Here is a 23,642-nt window from a genome sequence, read left to right as displayed (position 1 = left end):
GTGACCGGTTAGTAGAACGTCGTTGGAGGCGATCGCTCTACAACAAAAACATCTAGTATTGAGTACATATGATTAGTTATGGCTGATGACTGATGACTGATGACTGATAACTGATGGCTGATAACTGATGACTGATAACTGCTTTTTCACTCAGCACTCAGCACTAATAAAGCACTCAGCAACGCCACATGCTCCACTTGGGCTTTGCCCAAGACCGCAGTGGCTCCTCAGCACTTTGCAATATCTCAGTTGTTGTCGCAAAATCCATTTGGTTGCTCATACCCAGAGAGTGGTTGCAGCAGGTATTTAAATTTACGCAGAGTTTTCCTTAAACCACACAACCAACCTTTACTTGCAATCGACTCTAAACGGTTGCGACAACTTCCCCGATTTTACTGATATCGTAACCACCGAGAATTTCTAACTGTGAGTGAACCATCGGATGCCCCAAAGTACTGAGCAATTGCTGTACTGGCGCTTCTTCCAGATATTCCTTGAGAATCACTAAATCGTATCTTGACTGATGTAAGGGAATAAATCCCAACCCAAAGGCGGTAGCTACAGATGCCGTACTGATACCTGCATCCACAACTCCTAATGCTACAGCTTGGGCAACATCTTGGTGGCTTGTGACAATATGGTCAAAGCCTTGGACAGCATGGAATGGTATCTGCTCGTTTTGGAGTGTTTGTTCTAAAAGTAAACGACTACCAGCACCAATTTCGCGGTTGACAATAGTGGCTCCCCGTTCCACTAAGTCACTAACTGTTTTGATTCCCATCGGGTTACCAGACTTGACTAAAAGTCCTTCCTCCCAAACACCGAGGGTAATCAAAACTGCTTCTCTTCCAGCCAGAACATCTCGAACAAAAGGAGTATTATACTCACCAGTTTTCGAGTCATAAAGGTGCGTCCCAGCGATATGAGCCTCACCTCGGCATAGACTCTGCAATGCAGACATGCTGTTAGCAAAGTTAAATTGGACTCGCAGTTGGGGATGCCAACGTTCGGTAGCTCTTGCCCATAGTGAAATCACAGGCGCACAGCCAGCAATCACAACGGTGTTGTGAAGTGTGTCCAAATTATCGTCTAGAAGCCGGACTCGAACTTTATCCTTATCTATGCGAGTTTCTCCGTCAGCCGGAATCATATCTTGGCGAAAAGCATCCTTGCCAATCAAAGGATAAGCTACCCATTGCCCTCCCACACGCGCCAGACTGACTCGCGTCTGCTGACCAGCAGGAACAGGTTTGGCAAGCACTGCTTCAATTTCAGGTAAATCCCGCTCTAACCAGAATAAATCCTCTACTTGACAGCCAAGCGCTTTCGCTAAACGAAGTGTGATAGCCACTGAGGGAGCGTATTGTCCCGACTCTACACCACTAATAGTTTGACGGGTGACACCAGCTAAGTTTGCCAAATCTTGTTGGCTCATGCCTAGGCGGGTTCTGATTGACTTCAAGTTGTTACGGAGATCATTATCCTGCTTCATTGGCTTTGTCTGTTAGTTTTAAAAAGCCGTAGCGGATTTAACTAAATCTGCCAAGGCAAAAGCATGGTCAGTGAGTTTATATCATTTCTCTCGGACGACCTTTTGTGCTTTCGCTGTCTTGATTCCCTCTATTCAAAGAATAGCAAGTTTTTTTGCAATCGGCAATTTTTTTTGCACTAATTTGTTTTTTTTACCTCCTCCTTAGAACTCAAAACCCTCTAATCATCTCCAAATAAGGGATTTTGAAGAATTTTTGCTTATACCAACTATTATGGTATTAAGTAGCGTTCAATACAGTTTTAGAAATTAGTTTGGGTTTAGATGCTTGATAGGCGAGTCATACAAGCCGTAAGCAATATATCACCAACCAATTTTGCTGTTTGGGGTAAATTTTACCCTCAGTAAAAAAATTACCGTTTTCACTTAAAGGAATATGCAGACATATATTGCACAATTGGGTATTTACCAAAAGTGCAATAGATGAAATGCAATTATAGTTGTTTGCATTACAGCAATGGAGAGAATAATGATTACCGAAGAAGACTTAGCGCACCAATTTACTGTAATTATCGAACACGCTCACCCACAGGTATGGAAATTACTACGTCAGTGTTATGTGAAGGTAATTAATCCTAAGCCTTATTTAACAAGAGCAAATCTAAAAAGTTGCATTTGCCATGCAAAATACATTGGAATTTATTGTCCAGACAAACTAATTCATACTGTAGAAGCGCAAAAAAACCTACTCAGAGAAGTAGCCGAATATGTGGGATTAGTTGAAGTTGTTTGTTTGAATGCTAACAATTTGATGCGTGATCCTTTGTCGAATCTTAAGGAAGCTTATCCCCAGTTATGGTTAGATTTGCTCTTAATTGTCACGCAAGAACAATAATGCTAATACGACTGACACATGAAAAATAAGTAATTAAAGGTTTGGGCTGGGGACTGGTGTCCAGCTTTGTTTGCCAAGGTACTGGCCCACCTATGCTCTATGCCCTATGCCCTATGCCCTAATACCAATCTTAACCGCAGCTTTTATACTTTGCTGCTAACCAAAATCTTATGAATCAATCATGTCTACCTCCAGATGATTTGCCTTCAGATCAAACAACAAGGATGAGTGAAATACTATTCAGGCAACTTGAAGAAGCAACTAAAAAAAGCTTTTTCTTGGCGTGCGATCAAATGACACGTACCTTATTATGTAGTTGCCATTGGTATTTCCGAATCAATAGTGGCATTCTGACATTGATCATGATTTGTCACAATATGGAAAGTTATCGCAACATCATGAAAACTATTCCCCATTTTACTGACAAGTTAAAACAGTTCACTAACACAGCTAAAATTACTGTCAGTTCTCCAGTTGACAAAGGTATACCGTGGGTACTCAGCATCAATAATATCTTGCCTGAAGGTGACTTGCCTAGTATGTGAGAGATGTAAGAAAGTAGCATCACACTTTTTCGGTGCGTTAGGACTCAATCCATAACGCACCCTACTATATTAAAGTCAGTGAATTGCTATACTGGAGACTACAAAATATTACAATAATCTTGTAAATTTCAAATATATTTATTGTTAATTTTATGTCAGGAGTGGAATCTTTAGCTGAACAAACCGTTATTAGGTTAGCTGTTCCGATTTTTCAAATGCTTCGGGAAGGCGCAGGTAAGCTTTTGGGAACGGTTGCCAATAGTGTAGATAAAACAACTCAAGAGTTAATTTTCACTGCATCAAAGCAATATGTCAAAAACTACGAAGAACGGCACGGTATTCTCAAAGTATTGGGAATGCGTGAACATGTCAAGTTGGAATCGGTCTATACGGCAGTTCAATTTTTAGATCATGATGGTATACGTAGTTTTGAATCTATTGAAAATTTAGAAAAATTCTATCGCCAAGCTAATGGCCGCAGGTTTCTATCTCAAGATAGGGGTAAACAAGCAGGAATTAAAGTTGCTAATGTTCAGCAATATCTGATGGTACTTGGTGGCCCTGGTGCAGGTAAGTCTACCTTTTTGCGAAAGATGGGACTAGAAGCACTGAAAGGTAAAAAAGCAGAATTTCAGCACGACTGTATACCAGTTTTTCTGGAATTGAAAAGGTTGACAAGCAATATCGATATTGAAAAACTAATTGCTGAAGAGTTTGGTATCTGTCGCTTTCCATTCCCTGAAGAATTTACAGCTAAAGCTTTAGAAAAAGGCAAGTTACTAATTTTGCTAGATGGATTGGATGAAGTACCACAAAAAAACTTGACAGAGGCAATTAACCAAATTCAAAACTTTGTTGACAAGTACGATCAAAATCGCTTCATTGCTTCTTGTCGCACAGCGGCTCATCGTAGTGGTTTTCGCCGCTTTAGCGATGTAGCAATGGCAGATTTTGATGATGTCCAAATTCAGCAATTTATTGATAACTGGTTTCACTCAGAAGTAGATAGACAGGTAAAGACAAGTGAGAAATGCTGGGAGTTGCTACAAAAGTCAGAAAATTCTGCTGCTAAAGAGTTGGCACACACGCCTTTATTACTGACATTTCTGTGTTTAGTATATGACCGATCGCAAAACTTTCCAGATAATCGTAGTGTTCTTTATCGTAAGGCTTTGCGGATATTATTAGAAGAATGGGCATCAGAAAAGCGAATCAACCGAGACAAAATTTATCAAGGACTGCATACAGAATTAGAAGAGATATTACTATCAGAAATTGCTTATACATATTTTGAGTCTGACAAGCTATTCTTTGCTCAGCGTGATATTGTTCAGCAAATCAAAGCATTTTTAGCGAATAATTTGAATGCACCTCAACATTTAAATGGTGAGGCAGTTTTGGATGCTATTGCTGTTCAACAAGGAATTTTGGTAGAACGAGCAGAGGAAGTATATTCTTTTTCTCATCTGACGCTACAAGAATATTTAACAGCACAATATATTGATGACCATCGCCAAGTTGAAAAATTAGTTACTGAACATTTGATAGATAGACGCTGGAAAGAAGTATTTTTACTAGTAGCTGGTTTAATGCGCGGTGGTGCAGATGAGTTGCTATTGCTAATGGAAAAGGAAGCGCAAAAGTATATTAACACGCCAAAATTGCAAGCTTTATTAAAGTGGGCAGAACAAATAACAGCCGGATCTGAAGGGAATTATAAACCAGTGGGGAAACGTGCAGTAGCGATCGCCAACGCCAACGCCATCGCCATCGCCAACGCCAACGCCTACGCCATCGCCATCGCCAAAGCCTACGCCAACGCCTACGCCATCACCAACGCCTATGCCTACGCCAACGTCAACGCCATCGCCATCGTCATCGCCATCGTCATCGCCTACGCCAACGCCATTAAATACACTCGTCAACTTGAAGAATCAAAAATCTTCAATGACGTTGATTTTACTATGCTGATTGACCAACTTGAAGACCTAAAAGCTAAAATTCCTGATGATCAACAGTCAAAAGAAGTCCGTCAAGCATTTCGCAAACACCTGCAACAAACCTTACTCAATGCTTTCCATCTCACCCAAGACATGGTTAATTTCTCTAAAGAAGAGGCGGAAGCACTGAATAATTATCTCTACGCCAATCACCTGATTATCCAGTGCAAACAAGCAGCAGTACGGGTGTCACCCCAAACCTGGGAAGCAATAGAGCCGCGGATGTTGTTGGTTTTTTGATAGCATGAAAAGTATTTCCCATCCTGCAAATATAGCTGGGGACTGGGGACTGGGGACTGGGTGAAAAGTCTTTTTGTGTCTAGATTTTATCATCTGTTGATGTCCTAAACACCAAGGCTTGTGCTATATAAGCAGAGCTTTGGCTGTTGTGACTACAGACTTGATTTAATATCACGTCCGCTTGATTACTTATTAAAACCGAAGAACCCCACCCCGCTAAAGCTACGCTTTATCTCCCCTCCCCGCACGCGGGGAGGGGTTGGGGGTGGGGTGCAATAACTGTGGAAATTATAACTATCTATCCTAACTTAATTTAACTTATCAATTAAACCCTGTGGTAACCGCAGAATATTCATTCATAACCACAGCTTAAGCCGTGGTAACGACAGCTTAAAGGTTTCTTATCAATGAATAATCATTGGTTACCGCAGAATATTCATTCATAACCACAGTTTAAGTCGTGGTAACGACAGCTTAAAGGTTCCTTATCAATGAATAATCATTGGTTACCACAGAATATTCATTCATAACCACAGGGTTTATTTTCCTTATCAATGCAAACTCTGTGGTAACGACAAATTTTATCTCTTCACCCAAGCAAAAACCTTTATATCTCCGCAGCTAAAGGCATTGTAAAAAAATTGCAACACAAATGAAAATGTAAAAATGTGTTTATACATCCTTAACTGATAAAACCACAATTTTATATGCAGACAATTGAGAAAAAGTCAAGTAAAAAAGCTTGGGCAGGCGCGATCGCAAAACCTGCAACTGAATTTCCTTTAACCCAACTGCCAATCCTCTCAGGCAAAATCCCCGATGGCTTGCGCGGTACACTTTACCGTAATGGCCCAGCACGCTTAGAACGCGGTGGTGTGTCTGTGGGACACTGGTTTGATGGAGATGGCGCAATTCTTGCTGTCCATTTTACCGATGCAGGAGCCACGGGAGTCTATCGCTATGTGCAAACAGCAGAATACCAAGCAGAAACTCAAGCCGGACGCTTTCTCTATGGTGTTTATGGAACGCACACACCAGGCCCTATCTGGAAGCGGTGGAATCAGCAATTTAAGAATGCAGCCAATACTTCAGTTTTGGCTTTACCTGATAAACTGTTGGCTTTGTGGGAAGCAACCAATCCCTACGCCCTTGATTTGCAAACTTTGGAAACTATAGGTTTAGATAATTTAGGTGCGTTAACTAAAGGATTACCTTATTCTGCTCATTATAAGCGCGATCCACACACAGGCGAAATTTTTAACTTTGGAGTCAGTATAGGCAGTTCCGTACAGCTGAACCTCTACAGAAGCGATCGCACTGGTAAAATTATTCAAAAAACTGCTTTCAAGTTAGACCGCTACTCCGTCATCCATGATTTTGTGCTAACACAAAAATATCTAGTGTTTTTCATGCCTCCAATGGCACTGAATACACTACCATTGCTGTTAGGTTTAACTACCTTGAGCGAATCTCTGCTATGGAAACCCCAGTTAGGAACGCAAGTATTAATCTTTGACCGGGAAAACTTATCGTTAGTTAGTCGTGGTGAAACTGATCCTTGGTTCCATTGGCATTTTGGTAATGGCTATGAAGATGATCAAGGAACAATCATTCTGGATGTGGTGAGATATTCAGACTTTGAACAAAGTAATGAATTCTTGAGAGAATTTGCCAGTGGTAAAACGCACACCATCGCTAATGGCACACTCTGGCAAGTACGTCTGAATCCGCAAATGGGTAAAGTCATAAATGCACAACAAGTTGTCAACCGCAAGTGTGAGTTTCCAGTAGTGCCGCAATCGCAAGTTGCACAAAGTTCCCGTTACACTTATTTTTCATTGCTGGGACAGAATGCAGATATCACTAACGAATGGTTTGGTGCGATCGCTCGTTTTGACTACAATAGCGAAACACTCACCGAAGCAGACTTAGGTGAAAATCGCTATGTTACAGAACCCATCCACGCCCAAGATACCCAAAATCCTCACCAAGGCTGGGTTTTGACAGTGGTGTACGATGGTAATTCTGATAGTAGCGAAGTTTGGGTATTTGATAGCGATCGTCTGAATGAAGAACCTGTGTGTAAATTAGGATTACCCAGTGTTATCCCCCACAGTTTCCATGGCACCTGGAAATCAGCTTAATTTCCTGAGTTTTCACGGGAAGTACTGAAACTCTCATCAAGAATGGAGGTAGGGTGTAGGGAACTAAAGAAAGTTTTACTACACCCCACACCCTCTGACTTTTCCACATACCGTGAAAAGTCAGGCTTAATGTTGCCCAAAAGGAGAAGACTCTTTTTTGGCTCAAAGGTTTGCTAATGCACCTATATATTGCATTTTTTGAGTAAAGACCGTTATTAGTCATTTGCTCTTTGTAAACACAAATGACTAAGGACAACCCTTACAAGTTTATGTGCAACCTAAATGCACAACAACTTTGCAACAAAAAAGTCTTGCTAATTCAACTACAGTCTAATGTCTAGTTCGGTTTATAAATATTCAGTGAACCAGAGTTAGAAGAACTGATTGCAGCATAGGAGGATAGACCGGAAATCACGTTGGTACCGTCTATGGTAACAGTACCCGTGACAGTTGCGTCACGAGATGTACTTTTAGAGCGATAGTTTGATAGGTAGCCTGGCCCTTGATAGTGGCTAACAGAGTTACTACGGTAAGTATTACCCGTACCAGCCCAAGTCAAATTGACATCCGCAGTCTTGGAAGTTCCTGAGTAATAATCATAAAGTGTGAAAGTGCCAGTCAAAGAGGCAGATTGCAATGAATTGCTAATTGTCACGTCTGCGGTGTCACTAAAGCCATAACCATACGAATATGTTCCATTGCAATAGTTGTAGGTACTATACGAGAGGGAAGCTCCTTCTTGGGTAGTTGGGGCGCCTGGCGCACTTTTTGTCAGGTTGTCAAAAGCAGAAACGTAAACGTCGGTATAGCTGCAATCATCATATTGATAAAAAGAGGCATAGGCATTATTTCCGTTGACTTGGTATTTGTAAGCGGCAGCTAAAGCTGGAACAGTCGTCAGACTGAGTACTGCTAAAGAGGTGACCATTGCTGTTGCTGTTTTCATTTTCTTCTCCAAGAATCGTTAGTTTTTACAAAATATTTAGTTTTTTGCGCTGGACAAATTCACCGTCCTATAAAAGACGGCATTTGCTGATTGCAGACTGATGGCGATCGCACAAGAGCCAGCTAGTTAATTATTTGTCAGAGGAGACAAATTAAACTTTGATGCAAAAATTTGTCAGCATTATTCATAAGTACCTTTATTTAAGTAAAGATACTTATGAATGTTTACCATTAACCAGAATTACTGCAAGAGCAGGATGTGTGTCTGCTGTTTACTTTTACAACGTTGAACTCAAAAGTAGCACATGAATATCCTCGTCTGTAATCATATCAGGAGAAATTCTGGTGGTTGTGAAAGTTTGTCAGACATTCCTTGAAACTAAGTGTCAAACATAACTAAACCCTTTTTGCTTGATATTATCAAAACCGTATACTTGAATACTAGCATTACTAATTAAACAATTTAATATTCTTTACATAAAGCTCAAACTTTTGAGGTTCAGGATAATGGCAATTTAGCTATACACAAATAATGTTGTTGTAAGACTTTCTCGTCTTAAAACTGATGTCCACCTTGGTATTCATAATTAATAAACTTTTACAGAGGTGTACACATTTCTAAATTCAAATTCAGATTTAACATTCAGTTAATAAATTTCTCAAAGTTATTTATAAAGAAAATATGAACTATGGGAGCCAGTGCGTTGCTTTCTTGCCCATAGCTGTAGCACTGATAAAACTGAACAGCATTGCGTTGTGGCACAACTATCTCAAGATAGATAAAAAAGGCGTTGCTGTAACGCACTCTTCATGAATGGTGCGATCGCGCTCATCTAATCAGTAAAGTTTTGATGAAGTGCGATCGCTTGACTGCTTTTGGTGTTAAAGATACAAGTTTTGGGCAAGCCAAAAAAGCCATGTAAAATTAATTTATTATTTATTCCGTAACTCATCTGACAACTCATGTAGTCTTTCTATATACTCAACAAGCTTTATTATTAGAGGAGTTGTTCTATGACTAATACTCAAACAGCTAAAAGTGCAGATCCTACACTCCGCCAAGGCGACTCTGGTTCTGCTGTATCTGAATTACAAAAGTTGCTCAATGCAAAAGGTGCAAAGCTAGTCGTTGACGGCATCTTTGGTGCTAGCACCCAGACAGCAGTCATTAAGTTTCAGCAAAGCAGTGGTCTTGTTGCAGACGGAATTGTCGGAGCTAAAACTTGGGTAGCCTTACGAGCGGTGACTCAACAACCGATTCGTCTAGTAGATGTCTGTCTCAATTACAATCCCAACCAATTTACTCATCAAACGGCTGCATTAGAGTGGCTGCAAAACCAAATTCCAGTAGAGACCCTCAATGAGTTTGCTCGTCGTTGGCGGAATCAGTAGGCTTGAATTTGAATTGGTCGTTGCTGACTGTTAACAGTTAACAGTCAGCAACCCGTCTGTGCATCAGCAATCAAATCATGAAAAACCAAACTTGGCAGCCACCTGAATTTATTCAACTCGACGGCCAATTTGTAACACTTACACCTCTTTTTCCAGAAAGAGATGTGGAAGCTTTATATGCTGCTTCACATGGCAGTCCTCAAAAGGAAGCCGTGTGGAACTACTTATTTTACGGCCCATTTGATAGCCCTTCCACAATGAAAGACTGGATGGAAAAGGAGATGGTAGGTAAGTCCGATCCTCTTGTTTGGACAGTGTTTGAAAACTCAACAAATACTCAGGTAGGAATTGTGGCATTGCTAGCGATTGTTCCAAACCACGGTCGTGCTGAAATTGGACATGTGTGGTTGACTCCAGCAGTTCACAAAACGAAAGTTAATACAGAATCACAGTTTCTACTGCTTAAACATCTTTTTAACCGCCATTGTTATCGTCGGATTGAATGGAAATGTGATTCTTTAAACCATGCGAGTCGGACTGCGGCTGCAAGAATGGGATTTATTTTTGAAGGTCGTTTTCGACAACATATGTTCGTACGTGGCAGAAACCGAGATACCGATTGGTTTGCAATGACAGATAAAGAATGGTTGCGTTGTCAAGGCAATTTTCAGAAATGGCTTTATTCTAATGAAAAAATTTCATTAATGGCACTGAATAATAGTTAGTTTTACTAATTGAGCAAAATATACCCAAAGCGATCGCTTGTGTCAAAGAGGCACTGTTCGCTGGCAATCTTCTTGCCAGCGAATTTGTATATCTTAATAAACCTTTGGGGCTGAGACTCTGATGCAGTTTCTCCTATTGGTAGATAAATCAAACCCACCTGAAAGATTTTTTTTGAAGAAAAAAAATCAATTACAAGCATAATAACTGCTTATTAATATAATATTAGACATTTTGTTGCAAAAACTGGTACAGGTCTGGTAATAGTACTGAATGAAGATAATATTAAACACAAAAAATCAAAATGCTGTCTACCAAGTGGCGAAACTAACAAATTACACTTGATAGCAAGGCTTGAATAGGAGGTGGGTTTAATACACACTCATATGATGCATTCAATTACTGGCTTGATGTCATCTTTGAGCTAATTGTACTTAGCCAGCATCAGTGTAATCAAAAAAACAAATTAGTTGAGAAAATTAGTTCTACTGTGTGCCAAAAAAATTAGGACTGGCAGCACAACAATAAAATCTGAGTCTCAAACTAAGCTGTGTGCGTTTGCACTTTTCAACTCAGTGTTATGTCCCTTGGTAAAGCGAAGTATTGCCATATATGCCATACAGGAGAGTGTCAGTTTGAAAAACAAGATTTTATCATAAGGATAATCATGCAATGAATCGACGTTTGAGATACTTAATAATATTTTGCTGCACAATATTACTGATACTTTTCTTGGGTCAAATCGAAGGGTATACGACGGCTCAAGATAGTTCCCAGAAATCGAACCAAGTCAATGCGATCGCATTTAACCCCAAAGGAAATATCTTAGCCAGCGGTACAGATGATGGGCAAATTGGATTGGTCAATGTCAGTACTGGGAAACTGGTGCAAACCCTGAAAAACGACTCAGGTGCTGCCATAGCGGCATTAGCGTACACTGCGGATGGGAAACTGACAAGCGTTAGCCGAGACACAGTAGTACAGCAGTGGGATTTAGTCACTGGCAAAAAACTGCCAATCTTGCAAGGGTCAGAGAACCCACCTAGGGCAATTGCAGTCAGTCCAGACGGTAAGTTGTTAGCCAGTGCAGGCGAAGACCCGAAAGTTGCAGTTTGGGATTTGACAACCAACAAACTAGTGAAAGTGCTGGAGGGACACGAAAGTTTCGTCAATAGCATAGCTTTTAACAGCAGTGGCACACTCTTAGCCAGTGCAGATGACAACGGTTGGATTAACCTGTGGGATATTAAAGAAGGGAAACTACAGCGAACCCTACTAGGTCACGCAGATGCAATTACAGGGGTGGCCTTTAGTCCTGACCCTAATGACGCAAATAAACTAGCCAGCGTCAGTCAAGATACCACAGCCAGGTTGTGGGATGTGAGCAAAGGGCAACAACTAAAAGTGCTGCGTAAAGCCACCAAAGCCCTGAGAACAGTTGCCTTCAACCGCGATGCTACAATCTTGCTCACAGGAGGAGATGACAAAAATATCTACTTGTGGGGCGTCACAAGTGGAGAGTTGCGCTCAACTCTTCGCAGCATACAAAATACTGCCATCAAAGCCATTGCCGTTAGTCCAGACGGTCTTACCTTTGCTAGTGGATACCAAAATGGTGATATCAGCATTTGGGACACCGCAACTGGACTTGTTAAACAAACAATCCAATTAACAACTAGCTTATTAAACACAGCTACTAGCCTTTTATCCCTAAACCTAAATACAAGCAAGACCTCAGAATCTATTAACTCAGTGATCACAGGTACTGTAGGCACTATTAAACAAACACTAGTTGGTTCAGCAGCATCGTCATCAGGAGCATCAATACTGATAGTCACCAGCACTAGCAACCCGTTTAGCAACTACTACAGCGAAATACTACTCAACGAAGGATTAAACAACTTCAACATCAGCGACATCACCGACATCAGCCAACAGACACTAGCACAATACGACGTAGTGCTACTAGGAGAAATCGCCCTCAGCACAGATCAAGTAGCCATATTCACCGATTGGGTAGCCGATGGCGGCAACCTGATAGCCATGCGCCCCGACAAAAAACTAGCAACATTATTGGGGCTTTTGGACACATCATCCAGCCTCGACAACAGCTATTTGCTTGTAGACACCTCCACAGAAGCAGGCTACGGCATAGTAGACCAGACCATCCAATACCACGGAACAGCCGACCGTTACACACTCAACGGAGCATCTAGCATCGCCAACCTCTACACAGACGCCACAACAGCCACCAGCAACCCAGCCATCACAGTGCGTAACGTCGGCAACAACGGCGGTACAGCAGCAGCATTTACCTACGACCTAGCACGTTCAGTCATCTACACACGCCAAGGAAACATCGCCTGGGCCAACCAGGAACGCGATGGACTATCACCAATTCGTTCCGACGACCTCTTCTTTGGCAACGCCAGTAGCGACATGCAAATAGATTGGGTAAATCTCAACAAAGTCGCAATTCCTCAAGCCGACGAACAACAACGCCTGCTAGCCAACCTAATCATCAAAATCAACCTAGATAAAAAACCACTACCACGTTTTTGGTACTTCCCCAACGGCAAAAAAGCAGTCGTACTCATGACAGGTGACGACCATGCCAACGGCGGCACAGCAGGAAGATTTGACCAATTTAAAGCCAAAAGTCCAGCCAACTGCGTAGTCGAAAATTGGGATTGTGTACGCGGCACATCATATATCTTCCCCAACTCCCCACTAACCAACCAGCAGGCAGCCGCCTACACAGCAGAAGGGTTTGAAGTCGCCTTACACATCAACACCAACTGTGCAGACTTCACAGCCAGCACATTAGAAAACTTCTACACACAACAACTCAGTAGCTTTACAACCAACTACAGCAGCATTTCAGCACCCAGCACCCAGCGACATCACTGTCTAGTGTGGAGTGACTGGTTTAGTACCCCAACTATCGAACTCAATCATGGCATCAGGTTCGACACCACCTACTACTACTGGCCACCGAGTTGGGTTGCCGACCGTCCAGGATTCTTCACAGGCTCTGGAATGCCAATGCGCCTAGCCAACACCAACGGCACAATCATTGATGTCTACAACGCCACCACCCAACTAACCGATGAATCAGGACAAACATATCCATCCTCAATCGACACTCTCCTAGACCGAGCAATAGGCAGCCAAGGCTATTACGGTGTTTTCAACGTCAACGCCCACACAGATGCCACCAACTCATCAGTAGCCGATGCAGTAGTCACCTCAGCCCAAGCCCGGGGAGTCCCCATCGTCTCCGCCAAACAAATGTTGACATGGCTCGACGGTCGCAACAGTTCATCATTCAGTTCACTGTCATGGAGCAACAACACCCTCAACTTTACAATCACCAAAGCAACAGGGGCGAATAACTTGCAGGCCATGCTACCAACTCGCCGTCAGAACCTAGTTTTGAATAGTATTACCCGCAATGGTAACGCTGTCAGCTACACAGCACAAGGAATCAAAGGCATTGAATACGCCTTGTTCCCTGGTGATACAGGTTCTTACATTGCCACATACATCCAAGACACAACACCCCCCACAGTGATTGCCACAACACCCAGCAGCAACGCCACAGGTGTCAGTACAGCCACAACAATTACAGCTACCTTCAGCGAAGCCATCAACCCTGCCACCATTAACAGTAGTAGCTTGGAATTGCGAAACCAAGCCAACACGTTGATTACCACCAATGTCACCTACGATGCAGCAACCCGCACGGTCACACTCACACCAACTAGTTCATTGGCAATCTCAACAACTTACAACCTCACAATCATTGGTGGAGCCATTGACCCACGGGTACTAGATCTTGCAGGCAACGCCTTAGCCAATAACTTTACTTTCTCATTTACCACTACCAATACACCACCATCTTTAAGCATCTGGAATAATTCCACAACTCCCACCAATCCATCTATTTCCGACCCCAATGCTGTGGAGTTGGGTGTGAAATTCCAATCTGATATTGATGGTTTCATTACTGGTGTGCGGTTTTACAAGGGAAGTGGCAACACAGGGACTCACATCGGCAACTTGTGGAGTAGCGATGGTACACAACTAGCAACGGCTACTTTCAGCAATGAAACTGCCTTGGGCTGGCAACAGGTTAACTTTAACTCCCCAGTGGCTATTAGTACTAATACAGTTTACGTGGCTTCTTACCACACCGATGTCGGCAACTACGCTGCCGATAGTGGTTTCTTTGCTGGTGCGGGAGTTGATAACCCACCACTGCACCTACTGCGTGATGGCTCAAGTGGCGGTAATGGTGTCTACAATTATGGTGCTAGTAGCTTCCCGAATCATAGTTTCCAAGCAAGTAACTATTGGGTTGATGTGGTGTTTGTCACTAGTATCGGCCCAGACACCACGCCACCAACGGTGACATCAGCATCTCCCAATAGTGGTGCAAGTGGAGTTAGCACAAGCACAACTGTCACAGTCACTTTTAATGAGGCTATGGACTCGGCAACGATTAATAGCAACAGCTTTGAGTTACGTAACTCCAGTAATGCTCCAGTGACAGCGACTATTAGCTATAACACTGCTAATCGCACAGCCACACTCACACCAACTAGCCCATTGGCAAATTCTACTACTTATACTGTGACTGTCAAAGGTGGCAGTACTGACCCACGGGTGAAAGACTTGGCGGGCAATGCCCTGGCAGCAAATTTTACTCGCTCTTTTACCACCGTGGCTATACCCACCTGTCCGTGCAACATCTGGAATGGTGCAACGACTCCTAGCGTGGTGACTGTTCCTGACCCCAATGCTGTGGAGTTGGGTGTGAAGTTCCAGTCGGATGTCAATGGCTACATTACTGGTATTCGTTTCTATAAGGGTACTAGTAATACTGGGACTCATGTCGGTACTGTTTGGAGTAGTACTGGTACACAGTTGGCGAGGGCGACTTTTAGCAATGAAACTGCTTCGGGTTGGCAGCAGGTCAACTTGACTACGCCAGTGGCTATTACTGCCAATACTACTTATGTGGTGTCTTACCACACTAATGTTGGATATTACTCACTTGACCAAGGGTACTTTGCTAATGCTGGTGTGGATAATTCACCGCTGCACGCTCTGAGTAATGCCTCTGGTAACGGTAATGGTGTGTATAACTACAGTGCTAATCCTGCTTTCCCCAATTCTTCTTACAATTCCAGCAATTATTGGGTCGATGTTGTCTTTTCTACTAATAACTAACCCCACGATTTTCTGAGTAAAACTTAACCAGGAGCAACTTTTTTTGTATCAAAAAACCCTATTTTGTTAGGAAACTAAACACAAAAACTTTTGTGATCTGGAGCGAAATGCCAAACTCTCCTCCTCTTTATAGAGGAGGAGATTCAAATCAAAAAGAAACAGGGAATGGCAGGATTGACCGAGGATTTAGTCTATTTATCAAGGACTATATATGACCAGGAAAATAACAGAGGAGGCAGCCATGGGCATTGATTCCTAAAGTTCAGGTGACTGGGGCGGGCAAAAAGAGGAGCAGAGGAGATGATTTGTAGCTTTCATTTAGCAAATTAGTATTCATTCCAATTGATTAACCTAAGTTTTTAAAACTCAAACAATGTTCTATATTTACAACTGCTATTGTTCTGGGAAGGAGGCTGAATGAAAAGGCTCATTAAAATGATGATCCTGATGCTAATAACAACACTTTTGGTCTTGGGATCGCATATGGGGTTTCCTCTATCGATGCAGAGGGTGCTGGCACAAGCTGATCCCTGTACTTCCCCAGTCAATGCAATAGTTGCCGAGAACTGTCAAGCTGGTAATCCCTCTAGTGAATGGAATATCAGTGGTGCTGGTGACTCAAGTATTCAGGGTTTTGCTAGTGATATTAGCGTCAATAAGGGAGACACTATTTCTTTTAAAATCAAAACTAACGCCACTAACTATCGGCTGGATATTTATCGCATGGGCTACTACAGTGGCAACGGTGCCCGCAAAGTAACAACGATTCAACGTTCGTTAACACAAGCCCAGAACCAACCAAACTGCCTTCAAGATACAACAACTGGACTGATAGATTGTGGCAACTGGTCAGTATCTGCATCGTGGTCTGTGCCAACAAACGCCACGTCAGGGATATATTTCGCCAAAGTTGTGCGTACAGATACTGGAGGAGCAAGCCATATCGTCTTTATTGTTCGAGACGACACTAGCACTTCAGATTTGCTTTTCCAAACCTCTGATACGACTTGGCAAGCTTACAATAACTACGGTGGCAATAGCCTTTATACAGGCTCACCTGCTGGTAGGGCATACAAAGTTAGCTATAACCGTCCGTTCAATACCCGTGCAGTTGATAGCGGTCAAGATTTTTTGTTTAACGCTGAATACCCAATGGTTCGCTGGCTAGAAGCCAATGGTTACAACGTTAGCTACTTTACTGGAGTCGATAGCGATCGCCGTGGTAATTTAATTCGCAATCATAAAGTTTTTCTATCTGTTGCTCACGACGAGTACTGGTCAAACAATCAACGCGCTAACGTCGAAAATGCCAGGAATCTTGGTACCCATCTGGCTTTCTTTAGCGGCAATGAAGTCTTCTGGAAAACTCGTTGGGAAAACAGTATTGATTCATCGGCTACACCCTATCGCACCTTGGTTACTTACAAGGAAACCCAAGCCAACGCTGTCATCGATCCCCAAGATCCTCCTACCTGGACAGGTACTTGGCGCGACCCGCGCTTTAGCCCCCCAGCTGATGGTGGTCGTCCTGAGAACGCCCTGACTGGAACAATCTTTAAAGTCAATGGTGGGACTACTGCTATCCAAGTACCCGAAGCAGATGGTAAGATGCGCTTATGGCGCAACACTGACATTGCTAACCTTTCAGCAGGGAGTACTGCCACACTGGCTCCCGCCTCCCTAGGTTATGAGTGGGATGAAGACTCTGATAACGGCTCAAGACCTGCTGGCTTGGTTCGCTTGTCAAGCACCACGGCCAATAATGTGGAAGTTCTACAAGACTACGGCTCAACATATGCAAATGGTACGGCGACTCACCATTTAACACTCTACAAGCATAGTAGTGGTGCCCTAGTCTTTGGTGCTGGAACCATACAGTGGTCTTGGGGTTTAGATGCCAATCACGACAATACAGACCGAGGTAATACAACGGATGTGCGGATGCAGCAGGCAACCGTTAACCTATTGGCTGATATGGGTGTACAACCTGCTACCTTGCAGAGCAATTTATTAGCTGCTACTGCTTCCACAGATACAACCGCTCCTACATCAACAATTACCTCACCGACTACTGGTACAAATATACCGGTTGGTTCACAGGCGACAATCACTGGTACTGCAACTGATGCTGGTGGTGTCGTGGGTGCTGTTGAGGTATCGGTAGACGGCGGGACGACATGGCATCCTGCCAATGGTCGTGCTAGCTGGAGTTATAGTTGGACACCTGTTAACTCTGGTTCTATCACCATTAATACCCGCGCTAGTGATGATAGCGTAAATGTGGAGACTCCAGGAGCAGGTATTACTGTCACAGTTGGAGGAGAACGTACCTGTCCTTGCACTATCTGGGATAGCACAGCAACACCAACAAACCCATCAGACAGCGATACCAGTGCAGTCGAGGTAGGAGTCAAATTCCGCTCAGATAAGGACGGCAAGATTACTGGTATCCGATTTTATAAAGGAAGCAGTAATACAGGTACTCATGTCGGCACTCTTTGGAGCAGCACTGGTACGCAGCTAGCCACAGCGACTTTCAACAATGAAACCACTTCTGGTTGGCAACAGGTCGATTTTTCGAGTCCTGTAGCGATTACTGCTAACACCGTTTACGTGGCTTCCTACCATACCAATGTTGGGCGGTATGCATCAGATGATGGATACTTTGCTAGCGCCGGAGTTGATAACGCCCCACTCCACGCTCTCCGCAATGGAGACAGTGGGGGCAATGGTGTCTATAGCTATAGCTCAACTTCAACCTTCCCTACCTCAACTTTCCAGTCAACCAACTATTGGGTGGATGTAGTCTTCACAACTAGTACAACTCCTGACACAACCCCACCGACAGTGAGTGTAACGACTCCCAGCAACGGTGCTACGAATGTCAGTGTTGGAGGGAGTGTCACTGCTACTTTCAGTGAGGCTATGGACTCAACAACAATTAATACCGATACATTTAAGTTGCAGGGGCCAAACAGTACCATATCAGCCACTGTCACCTACAACGCCAACAACAATACCGCCACGCTCATACCAAGTAGCTCATTGACACCTTCAACAATTTATAGCGCTACTATTAAAGGTGGGACTACTGACCCACGGGTGAAAGACCAAGCTGGCAATGCCTTGGCAGCAGACTTTACTTGGTCATTTACCACAGCGGCAGCTGACACAACTCCACCAACAGTAACTTCCACAACTCCCAGTAACAATGCTACAGGAGTGAGTACAGGAACTAGTGTCACTGCTACCTTCAGTGAAGCTATGGACTCAACAACAATTAATACCAGTACATTTGAGTTGCAGGGGCCAAACAGTACCATATCAGCCACTGTCACCTACAACGCCAACAACAATACCGCCACGCTGACACCGAATAGTCCACTAGCAATTTCCACAACTTATAGCGCTACCGTCAAAGGCGGCAGCACTGATCCCAGAGTGAAAGACGTAGCAGGCAATGCCTTGGCAGCAAATGTTACCTGGTCTTTTACCACTGGAACAGGAGCAACTAGCATCTGGAATAATAGTGTAACTCCTACTGTGGTGGCAGACCCTGATAACGCTGCGATTGAAGTTGGTGTCAAGTTCCGCTCAGATGTCAAAGGGAAAATAACTGGTATCCGTTTTTACAAAAGCGCAACCAATACGGGTACTCATGTAGGCACTTTATGGAGTAGCACTGGTACACAGCTGAAGAGAGCAACTTTCAGTAACGAAACTGCATCGGGTTGGCAACAGGTAAATTTTGCTACTCCACAGACAATTACCGCTAACACTACCTATGTAGCGTCTTATCACACTAATGTTGGACACTACTCCGTAGATGAAGGATACTTTGCTAACGCTGGTGTGGATAATCCACCGTTGCACGCCCTAGCAAATGGGGTGAGTGGAAGCAATGGTGTTTATAAATATAGCTCTACAGCAACGTTTCCAAACAACACTTATCAATCAAGCAACTACTGGGTTGATATCGTATTTGCTCCGAACTAGAACACTTATTGAGTCATCAATCTGGTTCTCAATCTTTCTGTGTTTTTGACCAACTTCGGCAAAAGACTTACACTCTCTTCCACAGGTTGGTAACCCTAAGAATAATCGTCAGATTCACATCATCTGACTAATTCCTGAAAATCAAAAGCCTCGAAGTTTTGTATTACAGAATTTTGAGGCTTTTTTCTGCTGAGCGATCGCCCTCGAATTTATAACCATACCGCAATACGCTTGGGTTAAGGCTAAAACTCTTTGTCAAAATTGGATAATTTAATTTCTGAAATTACCCTAATTTTCCGAAATAGTTAAGCTAGGGGATGTAGTAACTATCAGATTGCTAAATTATAAATAACTTCTATAAAAACCTGGGGAATATAACCCCAAAAAAACCCAGTCACAACAACTGGGTTTTTTAGTGGGGTGCGATGACACAGAGCGATCGCCCCATAGTAGCAGAGGGGAAAATCTTTCAAAAACCCCAAAGTCAGAAAAGTCAAGACTTGTTTTCTTTGTTTTATGGCTACAGCCAAGTAATATCAGCATTTTTGAGAGCCAATGCTGTTTACCCTTTTTGAACGATTGCTCCTTTCAATAAACCTTATAAATACTACTTTTGGTTGAGGTAAGAAATTCTATTTCTTACCTAACTTTTTTAAAAAAGCCTTGTAACATAAATTATTTCATCATTATGAATTGATGGGCATTGATAAAAATCAATGTTAGGCGATCGCCACCTAGTTGGGATCAATTAGATGAATTTTTTTCAGGAAGTTATTTAGCAAAAGTCTATGCAATTGATCATCTATCTAATGTTAGTAAATCATCATCTTTCCTCAGCTAGAGAAATAGGATTTTGAGATTGAACAGAATAGTTAGACATAATCTTTGAAAAAAGGAAACTCCCATGAAACGTATAGCATCTGTTGCTATAGGAGTACTTTTGAGTACTGCTATAGGTGGAGGATTATTGTCTGAATCTCAAGCTCAAGCTGCCTACAAACAAGATCTGTTAACTACACAGCAAGATACTTCTGCCAAACCTCAGACGAATCAAAACAGACGTACTCCTCGTCCTACTCCTCGTCCACCTCGAAGATAAATTATTTGAATATAGGGGATAAAATCCCCTGTTCCAGGGCAAGAATTTTCTCTTGCCCTACATGAATTAAAACAACTATGTAGAGAGTCTTTAACTTGGTCACACGATTATGTTTTGAGTTGCAGGTGTCAAGATTCCGCATCTACTATCAGCTAGCAATTGGGTTTTTTAAATAGTTGATTACCCTTCCAGTATTGCTATTTTATTATGTTATAACAACTAAAGTTGCCGTTGATGCTACATCTTTAATTTTAAAATGTAGAGTTTTGCACCTATCGTTGAAATTGATAAAACTCATACGGCGTACTCCTGAACTTCAATTGAAGATTCAAGCTGCTCCATAGCACGCACGCGAGGCAGAACATTGTCACAAAAGCCTTGCATTTCGGCAAGGGTTGGCCAACCTGACAATATAAATTCGCTAACACCTGCAAATTTATAACGCATAATCTCGTTTGCAACTTCGTCGTAATTTCCTACCAATGCCAATGCTGGCCCTCCACGGTAAGGTACTGCTCCACTCCAGAGATTGGGCCCGAGCCACTCTGAGTTTGCTTTTTCTGCTAATTCATAAGTTGACTTAACGGCAACCGAATCTGACTTATCGACCACAGTTTTAATAAATTCCTTCCACTTCAGATCGGGATTTTCTACAACCCGAAAAGCTGCTTCAATGGATTCCTCACGTGTTTGACGCACAATCACTGACATACGAAGCCCTATAGGAATCCTTGGTTTATACTCGGTTTGAGCTATTGAACTGTGACTTGCTACAATTTTTTCAGGTGTATCGCCGTACCTCAGCCAACACTGTGCATGTTGAGATGCTGTATGATTGGCAATCTTTGAATTACCGCTCAAATAAATCTTGGGCTGGCGGACTTCTGAACGAAGTGAAGTAAACTTGGTATTTAACTGAGCATCTTGAAGCTGATAATGCTTACCTGCGTAACTCACTGGATTTGTCGCATTCCAAAGGGCTGAGCAAATGTCAAGATACTCGCCTGCTCGCTCGAACCGCTCATCATGTGAAAGAAAGTCTCCATAATACCCTTGCTCAACTGGAGAATATCCACAGATAATGTTGAGACTAATCCGACCATTGAAAAGATGCGAGAGCGTATTAACTTGCTGGACAAAAAGCGTCGGTGACATCAGCCCCGCTCGGTAAGCCAGCATGAATCCTACTCGTTCGGTATGGGCTGATAGCCTTCCTAAAAGGGCGATAGGATCAGGCATATGAAAACCAAACGGTGTCAATAAGGACTCAATTTGAAGCTTGTCAGCGCAACTGACAAACTCCACAAGAGCCTCAAGATCAATTCCACCAGAACGATCTGCCTGTGCTTCGTTTTTCTTTGCTGCTTCAATAGGTAATGCCCAATGAAACTTTAATGGATTAAACATAATGACACCTTGAGTAATTGATTTATAGTTGTGGATTCATAAAGTTTTTGATTTTATAGGCATTTGCGTTTGCGAGATTATAAGAGGCTAAAACCCTCACCTAAAAAGGAGTTGCAAGCTCTATAATTGTTAAAAATTCAGTACCTATAAGAATCAGATTTGATTTTTGAAAAAACTACGAGATAACACGTCAAATCACATTTGTGTAACAGCGAACAATGTTAAATCAGAATCTACAAGGCGCGATACCTTCGGTAAGCTTCGCTAACGCAGAATTAGATTCAGACGTTGTTGCTGTAAGAAAACTAGGTAAATAAAGATTACGTATTAGTTTTCGATTGAATTTTCAAACGCTTGTATATCCAAGCAATATATGCCGCCGCTACTAGGCTACTTAAAATAAATAACGATTTGGTTCCCACACGAGCAGAACCTATGGCTACTAATATACCTGCTGCTGGCAGGCTTAACTGATTTAACAGCACAATTAATCCTACAGTTTTGCCTAAGTGTTGGCTAGGAATCCATTGGACGCGCTCAGTGCGAATATATACATTAAACAAACCAGTAGAACCGGAGGCTAATGCATAACCAAGCACAAACAGGTAAAAATTATTAGCAAGACCCATCAACATACCGCCGCACAAGATGGCAAGGTAAGCAGTAATGCCCAGGTTGAATACGCTAAAGTGCTTGATTAATTTAGGCACTAGCAAAAAGGAGACTACCCCTAACAGACCCGCAGTGGTATTTAACACAGCAAAGTAACTGTCAGGCTTATTAAAAGTACCAGTGATTAAGGGCGCACCAGTTGCTAGCGCTATGCCAATAATGAGGTTAACTAGAATGCTGAGAGCCGTTAAGGTGAGCAGATTGGGATAGTCTAGTAGTACCTTAGCCCCTTGGACAACATCACGCCAAATCTGCTTTTTACTTGACTTATCAATCTTTACATTTAAGGCTGAACCTAACGATATAACCCCTAGAAAACCTAAACCGAATACGCCTGCGGCAACAAATAAAAAATCTTGGTTTTTTAAATACAGTGCCAACATTGCCGCTAGCGCGGGGCCAAGAATGCTAGAAGTTTGGTCAATCCCCTGAAGGATACTTTGTGCTTTGGGTAAATCTGCCTTACTTACCAATTTGGGAACCGTGGATTCCATTGCAATAAAGGCTTGTGCATAAAAGAATGCACAAATACTCATCACCAGACTAACAATGATGAATATGTGGCTGGGAAATAGGTTGATCAATAAAAAACCCGACAAACAAACCGTCATTCGTACAAAGTCGGCAAGTAGATAAACTTTTTTGCCGCCCAAGCGATCGCTAAAAGAACCAGCAATGGGAAGAGAAAGTACTCGCGGAGTCCATTCAATGAAAAAAGCTAACCCAACCAGTGAAACATTCTGAGTGCTTTTATAAATAATCAATGGAACCGCGAACAATAAAAACTGGTCGCCCAAAGCGGAACAAAAACGTGATACTAAAAACTGAATAACTTTGAAATTATTCACAACTTGCCTGCC

General features: G+C 42.6%; 14 protein-coding genes. 9 read left to right on the top strand and 5 right to left on the bottom strand.

Annotation, left to right across the window (positions count from 1 at the left end; genetic code table 11):
* Positions 1-364: 364 nt before the first annotated feature.
* Entirely contained in the window at positions 365-1,492 is a 1,128-nt protein-coding gene (locus I8748_RS15410; protein WP_198125459.1) for a substrate-binding domain-containing protein, read from the bottom strand.
* Positions 1,493-2,018: 526 nt separating this feature from the next.
* On the opposite strand from I8748_RS15410, the gene I8748_RS15405 reads away from it, so the two are divergent.
* From I8748_RS15405 to I8748_RS15390, 4 genes are all read left to right on the top strand, one after another.
* Positions 2,019-2,384 (top strand): hypothetical protein, encoded by a 366-nt coding sequence (locus I8748_RS15405; RefSeq protein ID WP_198125458.1) that lies wholly within the window; start codon positions 2,019-2,021, stop codon positions 2,382-2,384.
* 170 nt (positions 2,385-2,554) lie between these two features.
* Positions 2,555-2,929 carry a hypothetical protein gene (locus I8748_RS15400; protein WP_198125457.1) on the top strand — a complete coding sequence of 125 codons (375 nt, stop codon included), beginning with the start codon at positions 2,555-2,557 and terminating at the stop codon, positions 2,927-2,929.
* A 152-nt stretch (positions 2,930-3,081) separates the two neighbouring features.
* Positions 3,082-5,169: an NACHT domain-containing protein gene (locus tag I8748_RS15395; RefSeq protein ID WP_198125456.1), complete on the top strand. Its 2,088-nt coding sequence runs from the start codon at positions 3,082-3,084 to the stop codon at positions 5,167-5,169.
* A gap of 707 nt (positions 5,170-5,876) precedes the next feature.
* Entirely contained in the window at positions 5,877-7,313 is a 1,437-nt protein-coding gene (locus I8748_RS15390) for a carotenoid oxygenase family protein (RefSeq protein WP_198125455.1), read from the top strand.
* A 337-nt stretch (positions 7,314-7,650) separates the two neighbouring features.
* Here the strand turns inward: I8748_RS15390 and I8748_RS15385 are convergent, their stop codons facing one another.
* Positions 7,651-8,259 (bottom strand): hypothetical protein, encoded by a 609-nt coding sequence (locus tag I8748_RS15385; protein WP_198125454.1) that lies wholly within the window; start codon positions 8,257-8,259, stop codon positions 7,651-7,653.
* Positions 8,260-9,272: 1,013 nt separating this feature from the next.
* On the opposite strand from I8748_RS15385, the gene I8748_RS15380 reads away from it, so the two are divergent.
* Positions 9,273-9,650, top strand: a complete 378-nt coding sequence (locus tag I8748_RS15380; protein ID WP_198125453.1) for a peptidoglycan-binding domain-containing protein — start codon at positions 9,273-9,275, stop codon at positions 9,648-9,650.
* A gap of 77 nt (positions 9,651-9,727) precedes the next feature.
* On the top strand, positions 9,728-10,375 hold the full coding sequence (locus I8748_RS15375) for a GNAT family N-acetyltransferase (RefSeq protein ID WP_198125452.1): 648 nt from the start codon (positions 9,728-9,730) through the stop codon (positions 10,373-10,375).
* A 5-nt stretch (positions 10,376-10,380) separates the two neighbouring features.
* Here I8748_RS15375 and I8748_RS34605 read toward each other — a convergent pair whose 3' ends face one another.
* Entirely contained in the window at positions 10,381-10,575 is a 195-nt protein-coding gene (locus I8748_RS34605) for a hypothetical protein (protein WP_214662584.1), read from the bottom strand.
* Between the two features lie 530 nt (positions 10,576-11,105).
* Here I8748_RS34605 and I8748_RS15370 point away from each other — a divergent pair.
* The 3 genes from I8748_RS15370 to I8748_RS15360 all read left to right on the top strand — a co-directional run bounded on the left by I8748_RS15370 (position 11,106) and on the right by I8748_RS15360 (position 20,703).
* Complete coding sequence (locus I8748_RS15370) at positions 11,106-15,608, top strand: DUF4082 domain-containing protein (protein WP_225896428.1); 4,503 nt, start codon at positions 11,106-11,108, stop codon at positions 15,606-15,608.
* A 417-nt stretch (positions 15,609-16,025) separates the two neighbouring features.
* A complete protein-coding gene (locus I8748_RS15365) occupies positions 16,026-19,604 on the top strand; it encodes a N,N-dimethylformamidase beta subunit family domain-containing protein (protein WP_198125450.1) in 3,579 nt (1,192 codons plus the stop codon).
* A gap of 904 nt (positions 19,605-20,508) precedes the next feature.
* Positions 20,509-20,703, top strand: a complete 195-nt coding sequence (locus I8748_RS15360; RefSeq protein ID WP_198125449.1) for a hypothetical protein — start codon at positions 20,509-20,511, stop codon at positions 20,701-20,703.
* 294 nt (positions 20,704-20,997) lie between these two features.
* On the opposite strand, the gene I8748_RS15355 is transcribed toward I8748_RS15360, so the two are convergent.
* Together I8748_RS15355 and I8748_RS15350 are read right to left on the bottom strand one after the other, a co-directional pair.
* Entirely contained in the window at positions 20,998-22,110 is a 1,113-nt protein-coding gene (locus I8748_RS15355; protein WP_198125448.1) for an LLM class flavin-dependent oxidoreductase, read from the bottom strand.
* Positions 22,111-22,430: 320 nt separating this feature from the next.
* Positions 22,431-23,630: an MFS transporter gene (locus I8748_RS15350; protein ID WP_198125447.1), complete on the bottom strand. Its 1,200-nt coding sequence runs from the start codon at positions 23,628-23,630 to the stop codon at positions 22,431-22,433.
* Positions 23,631-23,642 lie beyond the last annotated feature (12 nt).

Origin of the sequence: Amazonocrinis nigriterrae CENA67, assembly GCF_016056305.1 — a bacterium.
Lineage (GTDB): Bacteria > Cyanobacteriota > Cyanobacteriia > Cyanobacteriales > Nostocaceae > Amazonocrinis > Amazonocrinis nigriterrae.
Note: the sequence above shows the minus strand (reverse complement) of the source record. Positions and strands in the feature narration are given on the sequence as shown.

Bases quoted from the DNA above. Each gene is read 5' to 3' on its own strand.
- I8748_RS15410 (WP_198125459.1), bottom strand. From the start codon at position 1,492: ATGAAGCAGGATAATGATCTCCGTAACAACTTGAAGTCAATCAGAACC.
- I8748_RS15405 (WP_198125458.1), top strand. From the start codon at position 2,019: ATGATTACCGAAGAAGACTTAGCGCACCAATTTACTGTAATTATCGAA.
- I8748_RS15400 (WP_198125457.1), top strand. From the start codon at position 2,555: ATGAATCAATCATGTCTACCTCCAGATGATTTGCCTTCAGATCAAACA.
- I8748_RS15395 (WP_198125456.1), top strand. From the start codon at position 3,082: ATGTCAGGAGTGGAATCTTTAGCTGAACAAACCGTTATTAGGTTAGCT.
- I8748_RS15390 (WP_198125455.1), top strand. From the start codon at position 5,877: ATGCAGACAATTGAGAAAAAGTCAAGTAAAAAAGCTTGGGCAGGCGCG.
- I8748_RS15385 (WP_198125454.1), bottom strand. From the start codon at position 8,259: ATGAAAACAGCAACAGCAATGGTCACCTCTTTAGCAGTACTCAGTCTG.
- I8748_RS15380 (WP_198125453.1), top strand. From the start codon at position 9,273: ATGACTAATACTCAAACAGCTAAAAGTGCAGATCCTACACTCCGCCAA.
- I8748_RS15375 (WP_198125452.1), top strand. From the start codon at position 9,728: ATGAAAAACCAAACTTGGCAGCCACCTGAATTTATTCAACTCGACGGC.
- I8748_RS34605 (WP_214662584.1), bottom strand. From the start codon at position 10,575: ATGCTTGTAATTGATTTTTTTTCTTCAAAAAAAATCTTTCAGGTGGGT.
- I8748_RS15365 (WP_198125450.1), top strand. From the start codon at position 16,026: ATGAAAAGGCTCATTAAAATGATGATCCTGATGCTAATAACAACACTT.
- I8748_RS15360 (WP_198125449.1), top strand. From the start codon at position 20,509: ATGAAACGTATAGCATCTGTTGCTATAGGAGTACTTTTGAGTACTGCT.
- I8748_RS15355 (WP_198125448.1), bottom strand. From the start codon at position 22,110: ATGTTTAATCCATTAAAGTTTCATTGGGCATTACCTATTGAAGCAGCA.